The following is a 20865-nucleotide window of genomic DNA, read 5'->3' as shown; positions in this document are numbered from 1 at the left end:
GCCTTCACAAGGCGCGCGGCCACGCAGCCGCGCGCAACCGGAGGAGCATCCCATGCGTTTCGGTACCGTTGCCGCGGCGGCAGTGCTTGCCGCATCCACCCTGGCCGGCCCTGCCGCCGCGCAGGCACAGGGCTATCCCGCCAAGCCCATCCGCATCGTGGTCGGCTTCCCCACCGGGGGCGCGCCCGACACGCTGGCGCGCATCGTCTCGGAGAAGATCTCGCCCGCATGGGGGCAGCCCGTGGTGGTCGACAACAAGCCCGGCGCGGGCGGCAACATCGGCGCCGAGGCCGTGGCCCACGCGCCGGCCGACGGCCATACGCTGGCGCTAGGCACCGTCGGCACGCATTCGATCAACGGCGCGCTGTACAGCAAGATGCCGTACGACATGGTCAAGGACTTCACGCCGGTGATCCTGATCGCCTCGACGCCCAACGTGCTGGTGGTCAATCCCGGCGTGCCGGCCAAGAACGTGGCGGAGCTGATCGCGCTGGCCAAGGCCCGGCCGGGCGGCCTGACCTTCGGCACGCCCGGCATCGGCACCTCGCCGCATGTGGCCGGCGAAATGTTCAACACGATGGCGGGCGTCAAGATCACGCATGTCCCTTACAAGGGCCGCGCCATGGCCATCCCCGACCTGCTCGGCGGCCATATCACCATGATGTTCGACAACCTGCCGTCGGCCCTGCCCGTGGTGCGCGAGGGCAAGCTGCGCGCAATCGGCATCACCAGCGCGAAGCGCTCGGCCTCGGCGCCGGATATCCCGACGCTGGCCGAGCAGGGCTTGCCGGGCTTCGAGGCGGATTCCTGGTTCGCGGTGTTCGCGCCGGCGAATACGCCGAAAGACGTGGTGGCCCGGCTCAACACCGAGCTGAACCGCATCTTCACGCTGCCCGACGTGCAGGCGAAGCTGAAGACGCTGGGCCTGGACCCGGTGCTGGGCACGCCGGAAAAGCTGGCCGCGTACCAGCGCCAGGAAATCGCCAAGTGGGCGAGGGTGGTGAAGGAGTCGGGGGCGAAGGCGGAGTAGGTATCACCCGCGACTCGGAAGCTCACGCATCCGGCTCCACCGCCTCCCGCACCGCGGTCTCTGCTCGGGGATCGCGCAACCGGCTCAGGCTGATCATCGCCCCCACCGCCGCCACCGCTGCCGCCACATACAACGCCGTGCGCGCCGCGCCGGCCGGCGACAGGCTGAACAGCAGCGCCACCAGTGCCGTGCCGGTGGTCTGCCCCAGCAGCCGCGTCGTAGCCTGCGCCCCGCTGGCGCCGCCGCTGCGTTCGCGCGGGGTGGCGCCGATCATGGCGCGGTTGTTGGGGGACTGGAAGAAGCCAAAGCCGGTGCCGCACATGGCCATGCGCCAGGCGATGTCGAAGCTGCCCGCATCGGGCCCGAGGGTGGCCAGTCCGACCAGGCCGCCGCCCAGCATGGCCAGGCCGATGCCGGCGAGGATGCTGGCCGGATAGCGGTCCGACAGCCGGCCCGAGACGGCCGCCATCACCGCCACCATCAGCGGCCACGGCGTGATCAGCAGGCCGGTCTCCTGCAGCGAGCGGCCGAGCTGGTATTCGAGATAGAACGGCAGCGCCACGAACGACAACATCTGCGTCATGAACGAGCAGAACGAAGTCCCTACCGCCAGCGTGAAGGCACGGCTGGCGAACAGGTCCACCGGCACCAGCGGCGCGGCGCGGCCGCGCTGGCGCCGCACCAGCAGCCAGCCCAGCCCCACCGCGAGCGCCACGCCGGCGCAGCCGGCCAGGCGCCAGCCGGGGTGGCCGAGGCCATCGACGCTGAGGATAAACATGCCGAACACCAGCGCCGACAGCAGCGCGCTCGGGTAATCGAAGCTGCGCGGCTGCGGCGGCGTCGATGGCAGCGCGGTCCGGCTGAGCGCCAGCGCGGCGATGGCCACCGGCACATTGACCGCGAACAGCCATGGCCAGCTGGCCACCGCCAGGATCAGCGCGCCCAGCGACGGCCCCACGGCGATGGTCACGCCCACCACCAGGGCATTGAGGCCGATGCCGCGGCCCAGGCGCGTGGGCGGGTAGATAAAGCGCACCAGCGCGGTGTTGACGCTCATGATGCCGGCGCCGCCGATGCCCTGCAGCACGCGCGCGGCCACCAGCATCGGCAGGTTGACCGCCAGTGCGCACAGCAGCGAGCCCACCAGGAAGGTGGCCAGCCCCGCCCGGTAGACGCGCTTGTAGCCGAGGATATCGCCCAGCGACGACAGCGGCAGCAGGCATACGGTCACCGTCAGCTGGTAGGCGTTGACGACCCAGATGGTGCTGGCGGGATCGGCCTGCAGTTCGCGCGAGATCGAGGGCAGCGCGATATTGGCGATCGAGCCGTCGAGCACGGCCATGATCAGGCCGAAGAAAACGGTAAGGATCGCCCAGGTTCGCTGGGGCTGGGGAAGGCCTTGTTCTGGCGACATTGGGGGAGACATTGGAGACAATGCCGCGCCCGGATCGGATCAGCTGGCCAGGCGGGCCACGGCGCGGCGCTGCCATTATGGTCGCGCGCAGCCTTGCTCGCAAATCCGCCGATTGTGGTAATGCGGTGCCGCTAGGGGCCCGCCGCGGCACCCAGCGCGTAGCGCTGCAGCCGCTTGTACAGGGTGTCGGCCGCTTCGGCCATCGCCGGGGCCCAGCCGGAGGCCGCGTCGCACAGTGCCTCCAGGGCCCGGCATTCGCTGACGATGGACTGGCGCCGCACGATCATGAATGCGCCCGCCGCGGCATGTACCCAGTGCCGCAGGCCGGCAAGGTCCTGCTGCGCGAGGATGCGGGCCAGCGCCGGCAGGTCCTGCCGCAGTTGCCGGCGCAGCATGTCGTCGTAGCGGCGGCGCGGGGCTTCCACTGCGCCCGGTTCGAGCTGGTGCGCGGAGGCGCCGGCATGGCTGGCGGCGCCAGGCAGGCCGCGCAGGCAGGCTTGCAGGTCCTGCAGCGAAGCGGGCTTGGCCAGGTAACCGGAGAAGCCGCGCAGGCGCCGGTCGTGCTCGGGGTCGCTGCATGCCACCGCGCTGAAGGCCAGTACCGGCAGGCCTGGATGCCTGGCCTGGACGGCGTGCAGCAAGGCCTGGCCGTCCATGCCCGGCATATGCAGGTCGGTCAGCACCGCGTCGACGCGCGTGCGTTCGAGCACCGCCAGCGCCTGCTCGCCGGTGGCCGTGACGATGGGGTGGCAGCCGAGCGCCTGCAACTGCTCGGCGATCAGGGACTGGTTCAGCGCATTGTCTTCCGCGACAAGGATGGTGAGGGATGACGCGGCGGGCGCGGGCAGCGCAGGCGCTGCGGGGCAGGGCATGGTGGTCGGCTCCTGTGTCGCGCCGGTGGCGGCCGCCACGGCGTCGAGCAGCGCGCGATGGCTGATCGCCGAGGCCTCCAGCATGCCGGGGCGGTGCTGACGCGGGCGATGCGGGCCGTCGGTCGTGAGCCGCACCACCACCAGTGGCGCGGCCTGGCGCAGCGCATCCAGCGCCGCTGGCGCAAACGCTTCGGTCGCGACCACGGTAGCCGGCGGGTCACGCTGCGCGCATGCCTGCGCCGCGGCGACGGAGGCCACCCGCCCGGTGCGCCAGCCCGCCGTCTTGAGCCAGGCTTCGATCGAGGCGCCGGTGCGTTCATCCTGCGACAGCACCAGCACATGGCCAGTGCGCGCCACGCTGGCCGCCGGGGGCGCCTGCCGGTCCGCCTGCGCCAGGGGCAGCGGCACCGACACCGTGAACGCGCTGCCCACGTCCGGCACGCTGTCGACCGCGATGCTGCCGCCCATCAGCTCGCACAGCCTTGCGCAGATCGACAACCCCAGCCCGGTGCCGCCATAGCGGCTGGCGGCAGCGGCATCGCCCTGCACGAAGGGCTGGAACACGCGCGCCGCCAGCGCCGGTGCCATGCCGATACCGGAATCGCTGACGCGGCAGACCAGCCGCTGCGTGCCCTGCGCATCGGCCTGCAGTTCGCCGCTCAGCGTGATGCGGCCGCTGGCGGTGAACTTGAAGGCGTTGTTCAGCAGGTTGTTGAAGACCTGCACCAGCCGTGTGCGATCGCCGACGACTTCCGTGTCCAGCGTCGGCGACAGCTGCAGCGAGAAACGGATCGGGCGGCCCGCCACCATGGGCGCATAGGCCAGCGCCAGGCTTTCCAGGGCCTCGACCGGACGGAACGGCGCGTTCACCAGCGCCAGCTGGCCCGCATCGATCTTGGAGAAGTCCAGCACATCGTTGACGATGCGGCGCAGCGACCCGGCCGCGGTCTCGAGCGCGCGCAGCCGTGCCGCGTGCGGCGCCATGCCGCTGCTGCGCGCCAGCAGCTCCAGGTTGCCCAGCAGCGCGTTCAAGGGCGTGCGGATCTCGTGGCTCATCGCGGCAAAGAAGGTCGAGCGCACGCGCAGCATCGCTTCGGTGGCCTGCTGCGCGGAGCGCAGTTCGCGCTGCAGCGCCTCCTGCACGGTGCAGTCCTGGACCGCGCAGAACAGCACGGCTTCATCGCGGTAGCGCGCCGGGGCATAAGTGACCTGCAGGAAGCGCGGTGCCGCGTCGGCGGGGCCGGGCGGCGCGGGGGCCGCGACGGTGATGCTGGACACGGATGCGGGCCCGCTGCCGGCCCCGCACGGCGCCCGGTCCAGCGCCTCGGCCACCGCGGCGGGCAGGGCTTCGTGCGGCCGGGCGCGCAGCAGCGACACAGCCAGCGGATTGCAGGCCAGCACGGCATGGTCGTGCTGGCGCACGATGCACAGGCCAACCGGCGTGGCGCTTACCAGCACCTGGTTCATCCGCTCGGTTTCCAGCGCACGCCGGGCCTGCGCCTGCGAGCGCCGCAGCAGCTGGCGGTTCCACCAGCGCGCGGCGAGCACGATGGCGCCGGTCAGCAGCAGCATCGCGCCGCCGATCACCGCCAGTTCGGCCGCCAGCGCTTCGCCCGGCAACCCCGGGTCGCGGAGGTCCGGCGCGCCGCGGCGCACGAACGACGCTTCGTCCTGCAGCCGCTGCGACACCATGCCGACATAATGCGCCACCAGGCTGCGGTGATCGTCCAGGTGCTGGTCCGCCACCAGCCATGCCAGCAGCATGCCCGCGCACAGCACAATGGCGATCAGCGCCGCGATGGTCACCGAGTACAGGTGTTGCTGGCGGCGGGCGTGGCCGGCCAGCGCGTCGAAGGTGCTGGCCAGGGTGTCGCGGATGGGGTCAGGGTCTTGCTGCATGGTCCTGTGGCGGTCAGGGCAAGGTCGGATCGGGGTCAGATCAGCCCGCTTTCATAGGCGTAGCGGATCAGGGCGGTGTTGGTCTGCACCCCCAGCTTGCGCATGGCCACGGTCTTCTGGCTGGAGACGGTGCTGACCGAGCGCCCCAGCTTGGCGGCGATCTCGGTGAGCTGCGCGCCCTGCGCAAAGAGCCGGATGACCTCGAGCTCGCGCTGGGTCGGCTCGCGGGCGGGCGTGCCGGCCAGCGCCGCGCGCTGCAGCGCGGCCTGCACCGCGGGCGAGCAGAAGCAGCCCCTGCCGAACGCGGCGTGGGCGCAGGCGCGCACCACTTCCTCGAGCGGATCTTCCTTGCTGACGTAGCCGCGCACGCCAAGCTTCATGGCGCGGCGGACGATGGCGGCGTTGGCGCGGGCGCTGATCACCACCACCCGCGTCGCGGGATGGTGGCGCGCCAGGCGGCTGAGCAGGTTGAAGCCGTCCAGCGAGGCGTCGCCGTGGCCCATGCAGAAATCGGTGATGGCGATATCGGCGGGATGCCGCGCCAGCGTGCCCAGCAACTCGGTGCCGTTGCGGCATTCGGCGCTGATCTGGACGCGCGCGCTGCGCTGCAGGCAGTCGCGCAGCGCGGCCATCACCAGGGGATGGTCGTCGGCCAGGGCAACGCGCAGGACTCGGTCGTTCATGGGCAATCTCCAGGTGAGACGCAACCGGTTTCGTGCCGGTGGCGCCGTGCGGTGGCGTCATCACAAGACTCGGATTCTGGCCAGATTCCGCGCCTCGCTGAATCGGAATTCCGCTAGTTCCTGCAGCCCGGCGGCGTGCGAAGGCGGCCGGATCCGGCCTGCGATGACATGTCTGGATGTTCGGCGCCCTGCCGCACCGGCTTGAGCCGGGTTTGCGCGGGATCCCGTCGCTTGCCTGGCGATACACCCATTGCGGGAGATCAATGCATGGCCAAGTGCCGCCCCGGCGACATCTGCGGCCGCCCGGCGGCGCACCGGAATTCTCTGGCTTTGCGGAGCGGGCCGCTGTCCTAGAATGAACCTGACACGCGCCCCGCGGCGTGTGCAACGCGTGGGGGAATGCCATGCCTGTCTATCAATACCGCTGCGAGAAGTGCGGCCATGTGTTCGAGAAAACCGAGCATCTCGCGGAACACGCCTCTGCCCATCCACCGTGCCCGAATTGCGGCAGCCAGTCCGTGCAGCACGCACCGGCGCCGTTCGTCGCGGTGACCCAGCGCAAGAGCTGAGTTTCTAACAATAAGTCCCAGGAGAGTGCGGGCGCGCCGCCGGCCGGATGCCGGGGCGCGTCCTGCTTCATGCGTGGCGCCTGCGGTGCCACGCGCGTTCGCGCTGCGCGCAAGCGGCGATCTCAACCTTGACGGAGGATGCCATGGCAACGAGACCGTTCACTGAATTTCCCGCCGACGAGCAGCAGCAGGTCGTGGACGCATGCAGGCATGTCGGGCTGGCGGCCGAGATGTTCGACATCAGCGACGAGCGCGACGGCGACGGCGCGCGGCGTGTCAGCGTACGCCGCGTCGGCACCGACAAGACCAGCGTCTATGAAGCCGGCGCCGGCACGGCCTGGATGGAAGAGTTCGAGAGCGACCTGGAGTGCGGCCTGTACGGGCCGGTCACGGTGTAGCGCCGCGCCGGCGCTCGCCGGCGTGTCTCAGTGCCGGCCCCGCTCGCCGGCGCGCGACACCACCGATGCGCCGGCGATCAATTCCTTGAGCAGCGCCAGCGAGGCGGCGCCGCCGGTGCGGTAGGGGTCCAGCTCGGCGCCCGCCGAGAACTTGAGCAGGGTGGCGGTATTGAGCCGCGCCGCATTGACCTGCCCCATCGCCCAGCCGGCGAAGTCGCGCGTGCAGGTTTCCTCGAAATGCAGCAGGGTCACGTCATGGTGGCGCGGATCGCGCGCGATCGACTGGAACAGCTGCGACACCGCCTGCCGGTCGCCTTCCAGCGCCTGCAGGAAGATGCCGTTGCCATGGCACAGCACCCCGGTGATGCCGTGGCGCGGATTGCGCTCCAGGCTGGTGGCCAGGATGGCATCGAGCAGCGCGGCATCGATGGCCTGGCGGGCACGGCTGGCATAGAGCAGTCGGACTAGCATGGTCTTGGCGCTCCTTATCTGTCGCGCTTGTGTGCGCTCCTTGTGCGCGCTCCGGGATGGCCGGGCCGGGGCAGGCGGCTAGCCGCGGTTATGGTTCAGCAGCGTGAGGAATTCGCGGCGCAGGCTGTCGTCCTTCAGGAACGAGCCGCGCATCACGCTGTTGGTCATCTTGGCGTCGGTGTCGCGCACGCCGCGCCAATGCATGCAGAAGTGCTCGGCCTCCATCACGATGGCCAGGCCGTCCGGACTCATCTTTTCCTGCAGCAGGTCGGCCACCTGCGCCACCGCCTCTTCCTGGATCTGCGGTCGGCACATGATCCATTCGGCCAGGCGCGCGTACTTGGACAGCCCGATCAGGTTGGAATGCTGGTTCGGCATCACCCCGATCCACAGCTTGCCGATGATCGGGCACAGGTGGTGCGAGCAGGCGCTGCGCACGCGCAGCGGCCCGACGATCATCAGTTCGTTAAGCTGGCCGACGTTGGGGAATTCCGTCACCGGCGGGGCCTTGGCATAGCGCCCGGCGAAGATTTCCTTCAGGTACATCTTGGCCACGCGGCGCGCGGTTTCCTGCGTGTTGTGGTCGTTGTCGACGTCGATGACCAGCGCCCGCAGCACGTCCTGCAGCCGGGCCTGGACTTCGGCCTGCAGTTGTTCCATTTCGCCGGGCTCGATGTAGCGGGCGATATTGTCGTTGGCATGGAAGCGCTCCTGCGCGGCTTCCAGCCGCGCGCGGATGCGGGCCGAGACGCTGCCGGCGGGATGGCTGGCACTGTCGCCGGCGTTGCTGTCCTGTGCGCGGTGCGCGGCGTCCTTGGTGGTCATGGATGGGCGTGGTGATGGCGTGAAAGGCTGCGCGGCGGGGGTGTGCCGGATTCACTATATGGCAGATGCCGTGGCCTCACAACCCGCGCGGTGGCGGGAAAAGGACGCCGCGGTGGGTCGGATGCGCCACAACCGGCACGCCTTCCATGAAGAGTTCGTGACATCGCTCAAGCCCGCCACGCACGGCGCCGACAAGCCCACATAATGTCTGAACAACACCCGGCAGCCCGTTGCAGGCTGCCGGCACCCGGCCGCTGCCAAGCGCGGCCTGACGCTTTGTCGGGATCCACCTCATCATGCCAATCGCCTTTCCGTGCAGCAGCCTGATGTTGCTCCATGTGGTGACAGTGCCGGTACCGGCCACGCCGGTGGAAACCGGCGTGGCGGAACACCATGCCAGTGCCGTGCGCCTCGGCGCGGGGGGACTGCGCCGGCCATTGTCGCCGGCGCCGCGCAGCCCCGCGGCGCAGCTTCCCGCCAGCGGCTGAGCCGGCGGCCTAAAGCAGCAGCAGCGCCAGCGCCGGCAGCATGGCCGCCGGCATCACCACGGCACCCACGCGCAGGAACTGGCCGGCGCTGACCATATGCCCCTCGCGCCGCAGCGCAGTGAGCCACAGCAGCGTCGCGAGCGAGCCGGTGACCGAGAGGTTGGGGCCCAGGTCGATGCCGACCAGCACCGCGCCGCTGACCGCGTGCGAGGCCTGCCCCGCCGCCAGCGCCGAAGCCCCGATCAGTCCGGCCGGCAGGTTGTTGACGACATTGCCCGCCAGCGCCACCACCGCGCCCACGCCCAGCAGCGCCAGCGCGCCGCCGTCGCGCGAGGCGGCCGCGACCGCGTCGGCAAGATGGCGGATCACCGCGGTCTGCTCCAGCGCCGCCACCAGCACGAACAGGCCTGCCACCATCGGCAGCACGCCCCATGACACCTCGCGCAGCGTCGGCAGCAGCAGTTCGCGCCGGGTAGCGCAGACCAGCAGCAGCGTGGCCACGCCGGCGGCGCAGGTGGGCCAGCCCAGCGCGTTGCCGCGCAGCGAGGCCACCAGCAGCACCAGCCCGGTCAGCACGATGCCCAGCGCGCTCATCCACGCCTGCCGCGACAGCGGCGGCACCGGCACGTCATGGGCGATGGGCTCGGCCAGCGCCGCGCGCTGGGTCCACCACAGCGCCGCCAGCGTGGCCAGGATCGCGGCCACCGACGGCAGCGCGAAGCTGGCCAGCCATCCGGCCAGCGGCGGCATGCGCTCGCCGAAAATCACCAGGTTGGCCGGGTTCGAGATCGGTAGCACGAAACTGGCCGCATTGGCGATAAAGGCGCAGGCGTACAGGTAGGGCAGCGGCTGGCGCACGCGTGCGGCGCGGGTTGCGGCCAGCACCGCGGGCGTCAGCACCACCGCGGTGGCGTCGTTGGACATGAAGGCCGTCACCAGCGTGCCGAAGCCGTACACCAGCAGGAACAGCCGCGGTGCCGAGCCCCGCGCCTGCCGCACGGCGAGCGCGGCAACGTGGTCGAACAGGCCGGTCTTGCGGGCCAGTTCCGAGATCAGCATCATGCCGGCCAGGAACAGGTACACGTCGTAGCCCCGCAGCACCGCGGCGAAGGCCTCGGGCAGCGCCATCAGGCCGGTGGCGCACAGCAGCAGGGCGCCGCAGGCAGCCCAGAAGGCTTCAGGCAGGCGGAAGGGACGGAACAGTACGCCGGCAGTGGTCAGCGCGGCAACCGACCAGATCAGCAGCGGGCTGTGGCTGGACATCGGGGGTGGGACGGAAAGCGGGAAAGCGGCAAGTCTACAGCGAGTTGTCGGCCGGCGCTGCCGGCGCGTCGGTGCCTGGCGCCGTGCTGGTAACGGGGGTCGGCGCGGCCGGGGCGGCCGCGCCGGTTGCCGGCGGGGAAGGGGCGCCGAGATTGCTTGCGACCGGATCGGTCAGCGACTGGCTGCCAGGTGCAGTGGCCGGCGCAGAGGTCGGGGCCGGCGGCGGCAAGCCGATCGCGGCGATGCCATGGCTGCCGTCGGCGTTCTCGGCGTACATCCAGTCGCCGCCCGCCCGCACCACGCCGGCGGGTGCCTGCGCGCCGGCCTCCGGCACGCCGGCGAGGCGCCCTTCCATGTAGGCGGCCCACACCGGCAGCGCGGTGGTCGCGCCGAACTCGTGCTCGCCCAGGCTGCGGTTGTCGTCATAGCCCATCCACGCCACCGTGACCACGCCGCCGGCATAGCCGGCGAACCACCCGTCCACCGAGTCGTTGGTGGTGCCGGTCTTGCCGGCCACGTCGTCGCGGCGCAGGTAGCGGCGCACGCCGCTGCCGGTGCCGGCATCGACCACGCTGCGCAGCAGGCTGTCCATCACGAAGGCGTTGCGCGCGCTGATCACCGGCGGCGCGGGGCGTTCCTCCGCGTCCTGCCCGGCGCTGAACAGCACGTTGCCCTCGCTGTCGGTGATGCGCTCGATCAGGTAGGGCGCGATGCGGTGGCCGCCGTTGGCGAACACGCCATAGGCTGCCGCCAGGCGCAGCGGCGAGGTGGTGCCGGCGCCCAGCGCCAGCGGCAGGTAGCGCGGCAGCCGTTTGGGCGAGAAGCCGAAGCGGCTGGCGAATTCCACCGCATACGGGATGCCGATCGCCTGCAGCGTGCGGATCGCGGGCAGGTTGCGCGATTCGGCCAGCGCCTGGCGCACGGTGATGGGACCGGCAAAGCGCCCGTCGTCGTTGGACGGCTGCCAGCGCGAACCATTGGGCAGCGGCGCGTCGTTGATCAGCGTGCCGGGCGACACGCCGCGCTCCAGCGCCGCGGCATAGATAAACGGCTTGAAGGTCGAGCCGGGCTGGCGCAGCGCCTGGGTGGCGTGGTTGAAGCGGCTGGTGTCAAAGTCGGCGCCGCCGACCATGGCCTCGATCGCGCCGGTGCTGGTGTCGAGCGAGACCAGCGCGGCCTGCGGGCCTTGCGACAGGTCCTTGACGAACTTGCGGTGGCGGCGGGCATAGCTTTCCAGCCCGCCGTGCACGGCGTCGTAGGCCAGGGTCTGGCGCACCGATGACACCGTGGTGTAGACGTTCAGGCCGCGTGTGTAGGCCTCGTCGCCGAAGCGCTCGCGCGCGAGCTGGCGCGCCAGTTCGGCCACGTACTCCGCATGGCCGGCAAAGCTGCCGGGGCTGTCGTCGCTGATCGCCAGGCGCGCGGCGCGGGCTTCGCGGTAATCGTCCTGGCTGATCATGCCCAGCGCCAGCATGCGTCCCAGCACATACTCCTGGCGCCGCTTGGCGCGCGCGAAGTTGGCCACCGGGTTCATCGTCGACGGCGCCTTCGGCAGGCCCGCCAGCATCGCGGTCTCGGCCAGCGACAGCGACGCCAGCGGCTTGCCGAAGTACGCGTGCGCGGCGCTGCCGAAGCCGTATGCATGCTCGCCCAGGTAGACCTGGTTCATGTACAGCTCGAGGATGCGGTCCTTGGGCAGTGCGTGGTCGATGCGCCAGGCCAGCAGCATCTCGTACCATTTGCGCGCCAGCGTCTTCTCGCGCGACAGGTAGAAGGCCCGCGCCACCTGCATGGTGATGGTGGAAGCGCCCTGGGCGTAGCCCTGGCCAAGGTTCGCCAGCGCGGCGCGGAATACGCCTGCCACATCGATGCCCTCGTGCTCGTAGAACTGGTCGTCCTCGGCCGCGAGCAGCGCCTGGACCATGCGCCGCGGCATCTGCTCGAAGGGGATGAACTCGCGGTGCTCGCTGCCGAACTCGCCGATCTGGACGTTGTCGCTGGTGTAGATGCGCAGCGGGACATCGGGCCGGTAGTCGCGCAGCGCATCGACCGGGGGGAGCTGCCGCAGGCTGACCACGGCGGCAAAGCCGGCCAGCAGGGCGCCGGCGGCAGCCAGTGCCAGTGCGGCGCCGCCTGCCTTGACTGCGAATGTTTTCATGGGCCGCATTTTAACCGCAGCCACGGGCCGGATCAGCGACTGGCCGCCAGCGGCAGCGGATTGCCCAGCTCGTCATGGTCGACCGGCAGCGGCGCCGGGGCGTCAGGCGGTACCGGCCGTGGCGGCGGATTTTGCGTCGGATCTTGCGTCGGATGTGGCGGCGGCGGCTCAGGCTCGACGGCGGCCGCGCGCAAGCGCGCCAGGCTGTGCTGGCGTGCGAATTCGCACAGCGACAGCCAGGTTTCCTCGCGTTCGATGATGGTGAAGTGATCCGTGTCCGGCATGGTCTGCAGCGCTACCGGGCCCGGCCAGGCCGCCATCAGCCGTTCCGAGCAGGCGTGCGGCACCACTTCGTCGGTGGCGGCCAGCAGCACCTTGGTGCTTTGCACCACCTTCTTGCAATGCGCGATCGAGTCGAAGTGGTGGCGCATCAGCTGGCGCAAAGGCACCAGCGGAAAGCGCTTGCGCACCAGTTCCAGCAGCGAGTCATAGGGCGTGATCAGCTGCAGGCTCTCGAAGTCCTGCAGGTCCGCCAGCTGGATCGCCACGCCGGTACCCAGGCTGCGCCCGACCACGTGCACGCGCGTGTCCGGAAACACGCGCCGCACGTGCAGCAGGAACTGGCTGGCATCGGCCACCGCCGCGCTCTCGGACGGGCGCCCGTCGGAGTGGCCCAGGCCGCGGTAATCGTAGGTGGCAAAGCCCATGCCCGCGGGCAGCCAGCGCGCGTATTGCAGCGTTTCCAGCACATCTTCGCCGCGGCCGGGCAGGTAGAACAGCAGGTCGCGCACGGCGTCGCCGGGCGCGTGGTAGATATAGCCGCGCACCACGCCGCCGGGAATGACGTGCGAATAGCCGATGATGCCGTCCGGCAGGTCGCGTGGCGGGCGCCGGCGCGCGTCGAACAGCAGCCGGTCCTGGTTCAGGGTCAGGTAGGTCCAGTAGCAGGCGAAGCCGCTGGCGGTCATCAGCGCGGCTGCCAGCGCGCGGCGGGTGGTCAGTGGCATGGCATTCGTCAGTGGCCGCGGCCTGGCGTGGCGCATGTGCGCGGGCCTTGCCGCCCAGCCGCGCAGCCTACCCTATTTTTGCCGGGGGCGCCGCCGCGGCGCAAGCCGGTCGGCGCAGTTCTTGTACGATATGCCTCATTCAGGCGCGCGCACCCCACCCAGACGACGCGCCTTCAGGGAGCCAATCGCATGAGCGAACAGAAGCACGAGCAGTACCGCGCCGAAGAGGCGCAGGCCATGGAACGCGTGGTCGCCGCCACGCGGCAGGTGCAGGTAGCCTTCACGGCGCTGCAGGCCCACTATCCGCCGCAGGGCAGCGGCAAGCCGTCGAAGCTGGCGCTGCAGACCTTCGACGCGGCGCTGCAGGCGCTGGAGGACGCCCAGGCCAGGTTCGACGAGATCCTGAACGACCTGCTCGACGAGAAGCGCTGAACCGCCGTGCGGAACGCCGGACACGGCGTGCGGGCATGAGCCGCCCGCACGCCATGCCGGCGGATGGCCTCACGGTTCCGGCTGTTGCGCCAGCCACGCGGCCTCCGCGTCGCTGAACAGCTCGGAGCGCGTCAGGAACCGCCTGCCCGTGCGTCCTTCCAGCGAGAACATCCCGCCGGCGCCCGGCACCACGTCGATCACCAGCCGTGTGTGGCGCCAGTACTCGAACTGCGCGCGCGTCATGTAGAACGCGGCGCCGCCAATCCGGCCCAGGCAGACATCGCCCGGGCCCACCAGCAACTCGCCCGCGGGATAGCACATCGGCGCGCTGCCATCGCAGCAGCCGCCGGACTGGTGGAACATCAGCGGGCCGTGCCGCGCGGCCAGCTCGGCGATCAGCGCGAGCGCGGCCGGCGTTGCCACCACGCGCTCGACCGGCGCTGCGGCCGGCGCGGAGCCCGTGCCCGCCATGGTCAGAAGAACCCCAGCGCGTTGGGGCTGTAGCTCACCAGCAGGTTCTTGGTCTGCTGGTAGTGGTCAAGCATCATGCGATGGTTCTCGCGGCCGATGCCGGACTGCTTGTAGCCGCCGAACGCGGCATGCGCCGGGTAGGCGTGGTAGCAGTTGGTCCACACGCGGCCGGCCTGGATGCCGCGGCCCATGCGGAACGCGCGCGCGCCGTCGCGCGTCCAGACCCCTGCGCCAAGGCCGTAGAGCGTGTCGTTGGCGATGGCGAGCGCCTCTTCCTCGTCCTTGAAGGTGGTGACCGAGACCACCGGCCCGAAGATCTCTTCCTGGAAGATGCGCATCTTGTTGTGTCCGGCGAAGACGGTCGGCTTGACGTAGTAGCCGCCGGACAGGTCGCCGTCCAGCACGTTGCGTTCGCCGCCGCTGAGGCACTGCGCGCCTTCCTTGCGGCCCAGGTCGATGTACGACAGGATCTTCTCCAGCTGTTCGGCCGATGCCTGCGCGCCGATCATGGTGCCGGTGTCGAGCGGATGGCCCTGGCGGATCGCGGCGACGCGCTTGAGCGCGCGTTCCATGAAGCGGTCATAGATCGACTCCTGGATCAGCGCGCGCGACGGGCAGGTGCAGACCTCGCCCTGGTTCAGCGCGAACATGGCAAAGCCTTCCAGTGCCTTGTCGAAGAAGGCGTCGTCGGCGGCGAGCACGTCCTCGAAGAAGATGTTGGGCGACTTGCCGCCCAGTTCCAGCGTGACCGGGATCAGGTTCTGCGAGGCGTACTGCATGATCAGCCGGCCAGTGGTGGTCTCGCCGGTGAATGCCACCTTGCTGATGCGCGGGCTCGACGCCAGCGGCTTGCCGGCTTCCAGGCCGAAGCCGTTGATCACGTTGACCACGCCCGGCGGCAGCAGGTCGCCGATGACTTCCATCAGCACCAGGATCGAGGCAGGCGTCTGCTCGGCGGGCTTCAGCACCACGCAGTTGCCGGCGGCAAGCGCCGGGGCCAGCTTCCAGGTGGCCATCAGCAGCGGGAAGTTCCACGGGATGATCTGGCCGACCACGCCCAGCGGCTCATGGAAGTGGTAGGCGATGGTGTCGCCGTCGATCTCGGAAATGCCGCCCTCCTGCGCGCGGATGCAGCCCGCGAAGTAGCGGAAGTGGTCCACCGCCAGCGGCAGGTCGGCGGCGGTGGTCTCGCGCACCGGCTTGCCGTTGTCGATGCTCTCAGCCACCGCCAGCAGCTTCAGGTTGGCCTCGATGCGGTCGGCGATGCGGTTCAGGATATTGGCGCGCTCGGTGGTCGAGGTGCGCGCCCACGCGGCCTTGGCGGCGTGCGCGGCATCCAGCGCGGCGTCGACGTCCTGCTGGTTCGAGCGCGGCACGCGCGTGAACGGCTTGCCGGTGATCGGCGTGATGGACTCGAAGTACTCGCCCCCGGCGGGCGGCACCCACTGGCCGCCAATGTAGTTGTCGTACTGCTGCTTGTAGGGGTTGCTGACGCCCAGCTGGGCGATTTCCGCCATGTTCATGTCTCGCTCCGTTCGAGTGATCTGTGTGGTGCCGCCACGGCGTGGGCCGTGCGCACGGGAGCAGATCGCAAGAGGTGTGCCGGGGCGGGGAGGGCGGAAAAGAGGGGGAAAACGGAATATCTGGCCGCGCAATCTGGCCTGGTGTGCCAGCGCGTGACAGCGGGTGTTCAAGATTGGAACACTCGCGGAGTTGTTATGCGAGTGCGTTGGCGATTGCCGTTAACCCGCGCAATCGCTCCCCTCTCCCCGCGAAGTGGGAGAGGGGCGGGGGAGAGGGCCGGAGCATCCACGAAGAACGGCGCTTCGGTATGCCAGCGCCCGCCCTCTCCCCCGGCCCCTCTCCCGCAAGCGGGAGAGGGGAGCAAAACGGCGGGATGATTCGCGCCGCCGTCAGTCGTCAATGCCCCGGCCCGGCCGCGCGCAGCGCCTTCACATCACCCGGTTTCACATCGGCCGGCTGCCCACCCCACGTCGCCCGCAGGTAGTTGGCCAGCTGCGCCAGCTCCTCATCGCTCATGCGTTCCGCAAAGCCGGGCATCTCCTGCATCGCCTCCACGCCCGGAAAGCGTTGTGCCGCGATGCCATCGAGCAGCGACACGAGCAGGTTGCGCGCATCGGCGTTGCGCACCGTCGAATTGCCGGCCATCGATACCGCCACGTGCGGCTTGCCTTCGCCCTCGCGTCCGTGGCAGCCGGCGCAGACCGCGACGTAGTGGCGGCGGCCCGGTACCAGTTGCGCGGCGTCGGCGCTCACGGCCTTCACCGGCTGCGGCGCGGGCGGCTGGTCGCCGAGCAGGTAGGTGGTCATCGCCGCCAGGTCGCCCGGGTTCAGGTACTGGCTGCTCAGATGCACCACCGGGTACATCTCGCCGAAGGCCGAGCCCTGCGGCGCGATGCCGGTGGCGAAGAACTGCTGCAGGTCGGCGGCGGTCCAGCCGCGCGCGGCCAGCCCGGCGGGCGTGATGTCCGGCGCGCCGACACGCGCCAGCGCGGAGCCGGCCAGCGGCTTCGACAGGTCCAGCCGGCCGAACGCGGCGCGCGGCGTGTGGCACTCGGCGCAGTGGCCCAGCGCGTTGGACAGGTAGCGGCCGCGCTGCCACGACGCCGAATTGCCCTGCGAAGCATCCGGCAGCTTGTCCTCGAGGAACAGCAGGTTCCAGCCCGCCAGCGCGAAGCGCAGGTTGTACGGGAACTGCAGGTCGTGCGGGCGGTTGGCCACGGGGGCCGGCTTCACCTGCATCAGGTAGGCGTACATGGCATCCGAATCCGCGCGCGACAGGCCGCGGTACGAGGTGTACGGCATCGCCGGGTAGAGCTGCTTGCCAGGGGCCTTGCCGTCATGCAGCGCCTTGTAGAAATCGTCCGCGCTCCAGTTGCCGATGCCGTGGGTCTTGTCCGGCGTGATGTTGGTGCCGTAGAAGGTGCCGAAGGGCGAGGCCAGCTCCACGCCGCCGGCAAACGGTGCGCCTTCCGGCGCGGTATGGCAGGCGGCGCAATCCGCAGCGCGCACCAGGTAGCGGCCGCGCGCGATCTGTTCGGCCGGCGACAACTGCGCCTTGGGCGCCTGGTCGGCTGCGGGCGCAATGGCTTCGGTGCGGCTGCCGCAGCCGGCCATGACCGCGGCCGCGGCCAGCGCTGCCAGCGCGGCGCGCGTGGCGATCATCAGGGGCGTGCGCTGCATCACTTGTCGCTCCCGCTGTCCAGCACCAGGCCCGGCGTGCTGGTGATCACGTCCCTGACCGCCTCGTAGTAGCGCACGTAGCCGGTGCAGCGGCAGATATGGCCGTCGAGCGCCCGGGTGATGGTGGCTTCGACCTGGTCCTTCGGCACCGGCTTGCGCCTGAGCTGTTCCACCAGGATGGTGGCGCCGTTGACGAAGCCCGGCGTGCAGTAGCCACACTGGAAGCTGAAATGCTCCAGGAACTTCTGCTGCACCGGCGTCAGCTCGACCACCTCGCCTTGCTCGTTGCGCTTGCCGTGGCCTTCCACGGTGCGCACCTTGCGGCCGTTGAACCAGTGCGCACCGGTGATGCAGCTGCGCACTTCCTCGCTGGTGCCGTCGGGCTTGTCGTGGATCACCACGCAGGCGTGGCAGATGCCCTGGCCGCAGCCCAGCCGCGAGCCGGTCAGGTCCAGGTATTCGTGCAGGAAATCGATCATCATCAGGCCTTCGGGCACGTCGACCGGGCCGACGTCCTTGCCGTTGATGTGGAGCGTGATGGGCTGGGTGGCGATGCTCATGCCAGTACCTCCTGGATCTTGGCCGCCGTCACCGGCAGGTCGGTGAAGCGGTGGCCGATGGCATGCGCGATGCCGTTGACGATGGCGCCCACCACCGGGATCATCACCACCTCGGCGATGCCCTTGGGCGGGTCGGTTTCGGTGACCGGCGGCAGCACCGTGCCGGTCTGGCTCCACACCGCCACGTCGCTGGCGCGCGGCAGGTGGTAGCGGTTGAAGTTCCAGGTGCCGTTGCCGGGGCCGTCCTCGTACAGCGGAAGGTATTCGTGCAGCGCGTGGCCGATGCCCATGGCAATGCCGCCCTGCAGCTGGCCGGACACCAGTTGCGGCGACAGCTGCGTGCCGCATTCCATGATCGAGTGGTGCGACAGGATCTCCACCTTGCCGCTGGCCTCGTGCACCGACAGCTCCACGAAGGTGCCGACCGCGCTGTAGTAGGTCACCGCGGCGTTGTTGCGCTGCGTGGGCGCGATATGGACCTTGCTGCGATCGAGCACATGCCAGCCGCCGGCGGTGCGCATGCGCGCCTTGCGCGCGGCATCGGCGCCATCGCCGTAGCGCACCGACAGGCCATCGACCGGCAGCCGCGCAGCCTGTCCGTTGATGTCGAAATCGGCCTCGCTCCATTGCCAGCGGTTGAAGGCGTGCACGGTGGCGCCGGTCACCAGCCCCAGCTCATGCGCCTTGGCCGCGAGCTGCTCCAGCGGCAGCGCCTGCAGGCCACCGGCGCTGAGCTTGCCGTCGACCCAGCGCGCGTCTTCCACGCGCACCACCAGTGAAGCGGCCTGGCCGCCGCCGATGCCCTGGCTCCAGATCGCCATCGCCGCCGGCCACAGGCCGTGAAGGAACACCACGCGGGCGGCCTCGCGCGTGCTGTGCGTGAAGTAGTAGGCCGAGTTGGTGGCGCTGGCGGGCGACGCATAGGCCGGCGACCAGCGCGGGTTGGCCGACAGCCTGTCCTGCTCGGCCTGGCTCATCAGGTAGGGGTCGCCGGAGGTGGTCACCGGCAGGTCGGTCCAGTCGGTGACGGAGGTGCGCACCTCGCCCGCCGGCTTGCCCAGCCAGCGCGCCACCGCGGCGGCCTGCGAGGTCGACATGCCGGTGCCGATCTCGGCGCCGGAGTGATGCAGCACGATGCTGCCGTCGGCCTTCAGTTCGACCTTGGCGAACGACGCTTCCGCGCCCGTGCCAAAGTCCTTCTGCACGCAGGCAAAGCCCACGCCATAGCGGCGACCCGGGTGGGCGGCTTCATACTCCGCCTTCTTGCTGGCGCGATGGGTCCACAGCGGATAGGCCTTTGCCGCCTCCAGCACCTCGTCGACGCGGATCGCGCCGGCGGGGATTGCCCCCTGCGTGTTCTTCATGCCCGAGCGCAGCGCGTTCTTCAGCCGGAACTCGATCGGGTCGAGCTTGAGCTGCTCGGCGAACTCGTCGACCATCATCTCGGTCGCGGCCATGCTCTGCAGCGTGCCGTAGCCGCGCGCAGAACCAGCGTCGACGGCGCGCGAGGCGATCGCCACGGCGGTCAGGTCGTTCTTCGGGAAGTAATAGATCGATTGCGCCGCGGTGGCGCCCACCATCGCCACCGACGGCGAGAAGTTGGAGCGCCCGCCGCCGTTGGCTTCCAGGTCGCCCTGGAAGGCCTGGAACAGGCCGGTCTTGCGGTCCACCGCGATGCGGTAGCGCATCCGGAAGGCATGGCGCTTGATCGAGGTCTGGAACTGCTCGTAGCGGTCGTTGGCCAGCCGCACTGGCCTGCCGTCGGCGTACAGCGCCGTGACCAGGCCGTAGAACGGGAAGTTGTAGTGGTCCTTGGAGCCGTAGCCCACCGTGTAGCACGGGTGCAGGAACACCTGCTTCACCGGGAACGCGCCCCTGGCCTTCGCCAGCATCTCGGCCACGCTTTCGGCGACCTCGTTCGGCCCTTGCGTCGGCACCACCATGTGCAGCGCCTGCGCGGCGGCGTCGTACCAGCAATTGGCGTTGTCGGGCTCGAGCGCGGCGGTATCGACCGACTGCGAGTTGTATTCGCGCTCCAGCACCAGCCAGTCGTCGGATGGCCTGGCCAGTTGCGCGCGGATCTGGGCGGCGTGGTGCATGCCCTGTTCGCCGAGCTGGCCGTGGTCCTTGCCGTCCGGCCAGACCGGCTGGTGCTTGCGCATCATGCTGGGGAACACCGGCGCGTGCTTCAGGCTGGAGAACACATCGTCGTCATAGGGCGTGGCGCCGCCCACGCGCACGAAGCGGAAGGTGCCCCACGGGTCGCGTTCCAGCGGGCCGGTCTTCGCGCCATAGCGGATCACGTCGTCGCGGAACTTGAGCTTGTCCTTGGCAAAGCGGAAGCGCGCGAAGTCGTGGTAGATCAGGATCGCCACGGCGTGGCCCAGGTAGGCCGGCGTCTTGCCCTCGGGCAGCAGCATGTCGTCGCCGTAGAAGGCGGGGAAGGCGACGCCGTCGCGGGCCAGGTCATCGGCGGTGACAACGCGATCGGGCCTGAGTTCATCGCCCAGCACGCCGAGGTCGAAGCCCGCATAGACACGGTCGGCCCGGGTTGCGCGCAGGATGAAGGCGTGCGACTGCTGCCGCGGCCAGTGCGGCATGTCGCGCGAGCGGATATCGCGCGCAAACACCTTGGCGCCGGTGACCTTGGCGATGCCGTCGATGCGGAACCGTGGGGCGCCGGCCCTGGCGTCCCACTGCACGGGGGTCAGGATCTTGTCTTCGAACAAGGCCGCGAAAGCCTTGCCGCCGATGGGTGCGATATAGACCGACACCCCGGCCACGACGCTGGCTTTGAGGAAGGTGCGTCGTGAAGGGTTGAAGCTGGGCATGGATTTCCTTGGGGATGGCGCAAGATTGCGCGGCAAGGGCAGCCATCCGCGGGCCAGCCCGAAAGCTGGCGCGGATACGGTTCAGGTGTTCAGGGAGCGCGGCCGCGATGTGCGGCCGCTGCAGGGCATGGCGTGCCGCCAGTCACTACGGCTGCGGCGCGGGTGAATCGGGGCGGGGCATGGTTGTCATGGTCCTGGCGCTGAACGGCTGCGCTGACCCCGCGATTGTCGCCGTGGCCTAGGGTTTACCTCAAGGCGGGGCGTTGAATAGTGGTTATCAGCCGGCGCGA

General features: G+C 70.0%; 18 protein-coding genes. 5 read left to right on the top strand and 13 right to left on the bottom strand.

Translation table 11 applies throughout. The annotated features are described in order from the left end of the window. The first annotated feature begins 52 nt into the window (after positions 1 to 52). Positions 53 to 1030, top strand: a complete 978-nt coding sequence (locus tag RALTA_RS23705; protein ID WP_041232602.1) for a tripartite tricarboxylate transporter substrate binding protein — start codon at positions 53 to 55, stop codon at positions 1028 to 1030. A gap of 22 nt (positions 1031 to 1052) precedes the next feature. On the opposite strand, the gene RALTA_RS23700 is transcribed toward RALTA_RS23705, so the two are convergent. From RALTA_RS23700 to RALTA_RS23690, 3 genes are all read right to left on the bottom strand, one after another. Continuing rightward, positions 1053 to 2444 carry an MFS transporter gene (locus RALTA_RS23700; protein WP_081479514.1) on the bottom strand — a complete coding sequence of 464 codons (1392 nt, stop codon included), beginning with the start codon at positions 2442 to 2444 and terminating at the stop codon, positions 1053 to 1055. 131 nt (positions 2445 to 2575) lie between these two features. Then, positions 2576 to 5215: an ATP-binding protein gene (locus RALTA_RS23695; protein ID WP_012356482.1), complete on the bottom strand. Its 2640-nt coding sequence runs from the start codon at positions 5213 to 5215 to the stop codon at positions 2576 to 2578. Positions 5216 to 5250: 35 nt separating this feature from the next. Further along, entirely contained in the window at positions 5251 to 5898 is a 648-nt protein-coding gene (locus RALTA_RS23690; protein WP_025584721.1) for a response regulator transcription factor, read from the bottom strand. Between the two features lie 404 nt (positions 5899 to 6302). Between RALTA_RS23690 and RALTA_RS29220 the strand changes: the two genes are divergently transcribed. Together RALTA_RS29220 and RALTA_RS23680 are read left to right on the top strand one after the other, a co-directional pair. After that, positions 6303 to 6467, top strand: coding sequence for an FmdB family zinc ribbon protein (locus tag RALTA_RS29220; RefSeq protein WP_018008406.1), 165 nt, complete (start codon positions 6303 to 6305; stop codon positions 6465 to 6467). Positions 6468 to 6610: 143 nt separating this feature from the next. Beyond that, complete coding sequence (locus RALTA_RS23680) at positions 6611 to 6865, top strand: hypothetical protein (RefSeq protein ID WP_012356479.1); 255 nt, start codon at positions 6611 to 6613, stop codon at positions 6863 to 6865. Between the two features lie 27 nt (positions 6866 to 6892). On the opposite strand, the gene RALTA_RS23675 is transcribed toward RALTA_RS23680, so the two are convergent. After that, a complete protein-coding gene (locus tag RALTA_RS23675; protein WP_012356478.1) occupies positions 6893 to 7336 on the bottom strand; it encodes a BLUF domain-containing protein in 444 nt (147 codons plus the stop codon). Positions 7337 to 7414: 78 nt separating this feature from the next. Then, positions 7415 to 8161, bottom strand: a complete 747-nt coding sequence (gene folE / locus RALTA_RS23670; protein WP_012356477.1) for a GTP cyclohydrolase I — start codon at positions 8159 to 8161, stop codon at positions 7415 to 7417. 296 nt (positions 8162 to 8457) lie between these two features. On the opposite strand from folE, the gene RALTA_RS23665 reads away from it, so the two are divergent. Then, on the top strand, positions 8458 to 8649 hold the full coding sequence (locus RALTA_RS23665; RefSeq protein ID WP_025584725.1) for a hypothetical protein: 192 nt from the start codon (positions 8458 to 8460) through the stop codon (positions 8647 to 8649). Between the two features lie 9 nt (positions 8650 to 8658). Here RALTA_RS23665 and RALTA_RS23660 read toward each other — a convergent pair whose 3' ends face one another. The 3 genes from RALTA_RS23660 to RALTA_RS23650 are packed head-to-tail and all read right to left on the bottom strand — an operon-like array spanning position 8659 to position 13077. Beyond that, complete coding sequence (locus tag RALTA_RS23660; protein WP_012356475.1) at positions 8659 to 9912, bottom strand: arsenic transporter; 1254 nt, start codon at positions 9910 to 9912, stop codon at positions 8659 to 8661. Positions 9913 to 9946: 34 nt separating this feature from the next. Continuing rightward, positions 9947 to 12070 carry a penicillin-binding protein 1A gene (locus tag RALTA_RS23655; RefSeq protein WP_041232601.1) on the bottom strand — a complete coding sequence of 708 codons (2124 nt, stop codon included), beginning with the start codon at positions 12068 to 12070 and terminating at the stop codon, positions 9947 to 9949. Positions 12071 to 12102: 32 nt separating this feature from the next. Beyond that, entirely contained in the window at positions 12103 to 13077 is a 975-nt protein-coding gene (locus RALTA_RS23650; RefSeq protein ID WP_025584731.1) for an alpha/beta hydrolase, read from the bottom strand. Positions 13078 to 13266: 189 nt separating this feature from the next. On the opposite strand from RALTA_RS23650, the gene RALTA_RS23645 reads away from it, so the two are divergent. Further along, positions 13267 to 13509 (top strand): hypothetical protein, encoded by a 243-nt coding sequence (locus RALTA_RS23645; RefSeq protein WP_012356472.1) that lies wholly within the window; start codon positions 13267 to 13269, stop codon positions 13507 to 13509. Between the two features lie 69 nt (positions 13510 to 13578). Here RALTA_RS23645 and RALTA_RS23640 read toward each other — a convergent pair whose 3' ends face one another. The 5 genes from RALTA_RS23640 to RALTA_RS23620 form a co-directional block, all read right to left on the bottom strand. Then, positions 13579 to 13980, bottom strand: coding sequence for a DUF779 domain-containing protein (locus RALTA_RS23640; RefSeq protein WP_012356471.1), 402 nt, complete (start codon positions 13978 to 13980; stop codon positions 13579 to 13581). A gap of 2 nt (positions 13981 to 13982) precedes the next feature. After that, the gene (adh, locus tag RALTA_RS23635; protein WP_025584734.1) at positions 13983 to 15503 is read right to left on the bottom strand and encodes an aldehyde dehydrogenase; all 1521 of its coding nucleotides are present in this window, start codon (positions 15501 to 15503) and stop codon (positions 13983 to 13985) included. A gap of 397 nt (positions 15504 to 15900) precedes the next feature. Next, positions 15901 to 17184, bottom strand: a complete 1284-nt coding sequence (locus RALTA_RS23630) for a cytochrome c (protein WP_041232600.1) — start codon at positions 17182 to 17184, stop codon at positions 15901 to 15903. Further along, a complete protein-coding gene (locus tag RALTA_RS23625) occupies positions 17184 to 17744 on the bottom strand; it encodes a (2Fe-2S)-binding protein (RefSeq protein WP_012356468.1) in 561 nt (186 codons plus the stop codon). The genes RALTA_RS23630 and RALTA_RS23625 overlap by 1 nt, the downstream gene beginning before the upstream one ends. Continuing rightward, the gene (locus RALTA_RS23620) at positions 17741 to 20575 is read right to left on the bottom strand and encodes a xanthine dehydrogenase family protein molybdopterin-binding subunit (RefSeq protein WP_012356467.1); all 2835 of its coding nucleotides are present in this window, start codon (positions 20573 to 20575) and stop codon (positions 17741 to 17743) included. Before RALTA_RS23620 ends, RALTA_RS23625 begins: the two co-directional genes overlap by 4 nt. Positions 20576 to 20865: the final 290 nt, after the last annotated feature.

This window comes from Cupriavidus taiwanensis LMG 19424 (assembly GCF_000069785.1).
Taxonomy (GTDB): domain Bacteria; phylum Pseudomonadota; class Gammaproteobacteria; order Burkholderiales; family Burkholderiaceae; genus Cupriavidus; species Cupriavidus taiwanensis.
This window is presented reverse-complemented; position numbering and strand designations above follow the sequence as displayed.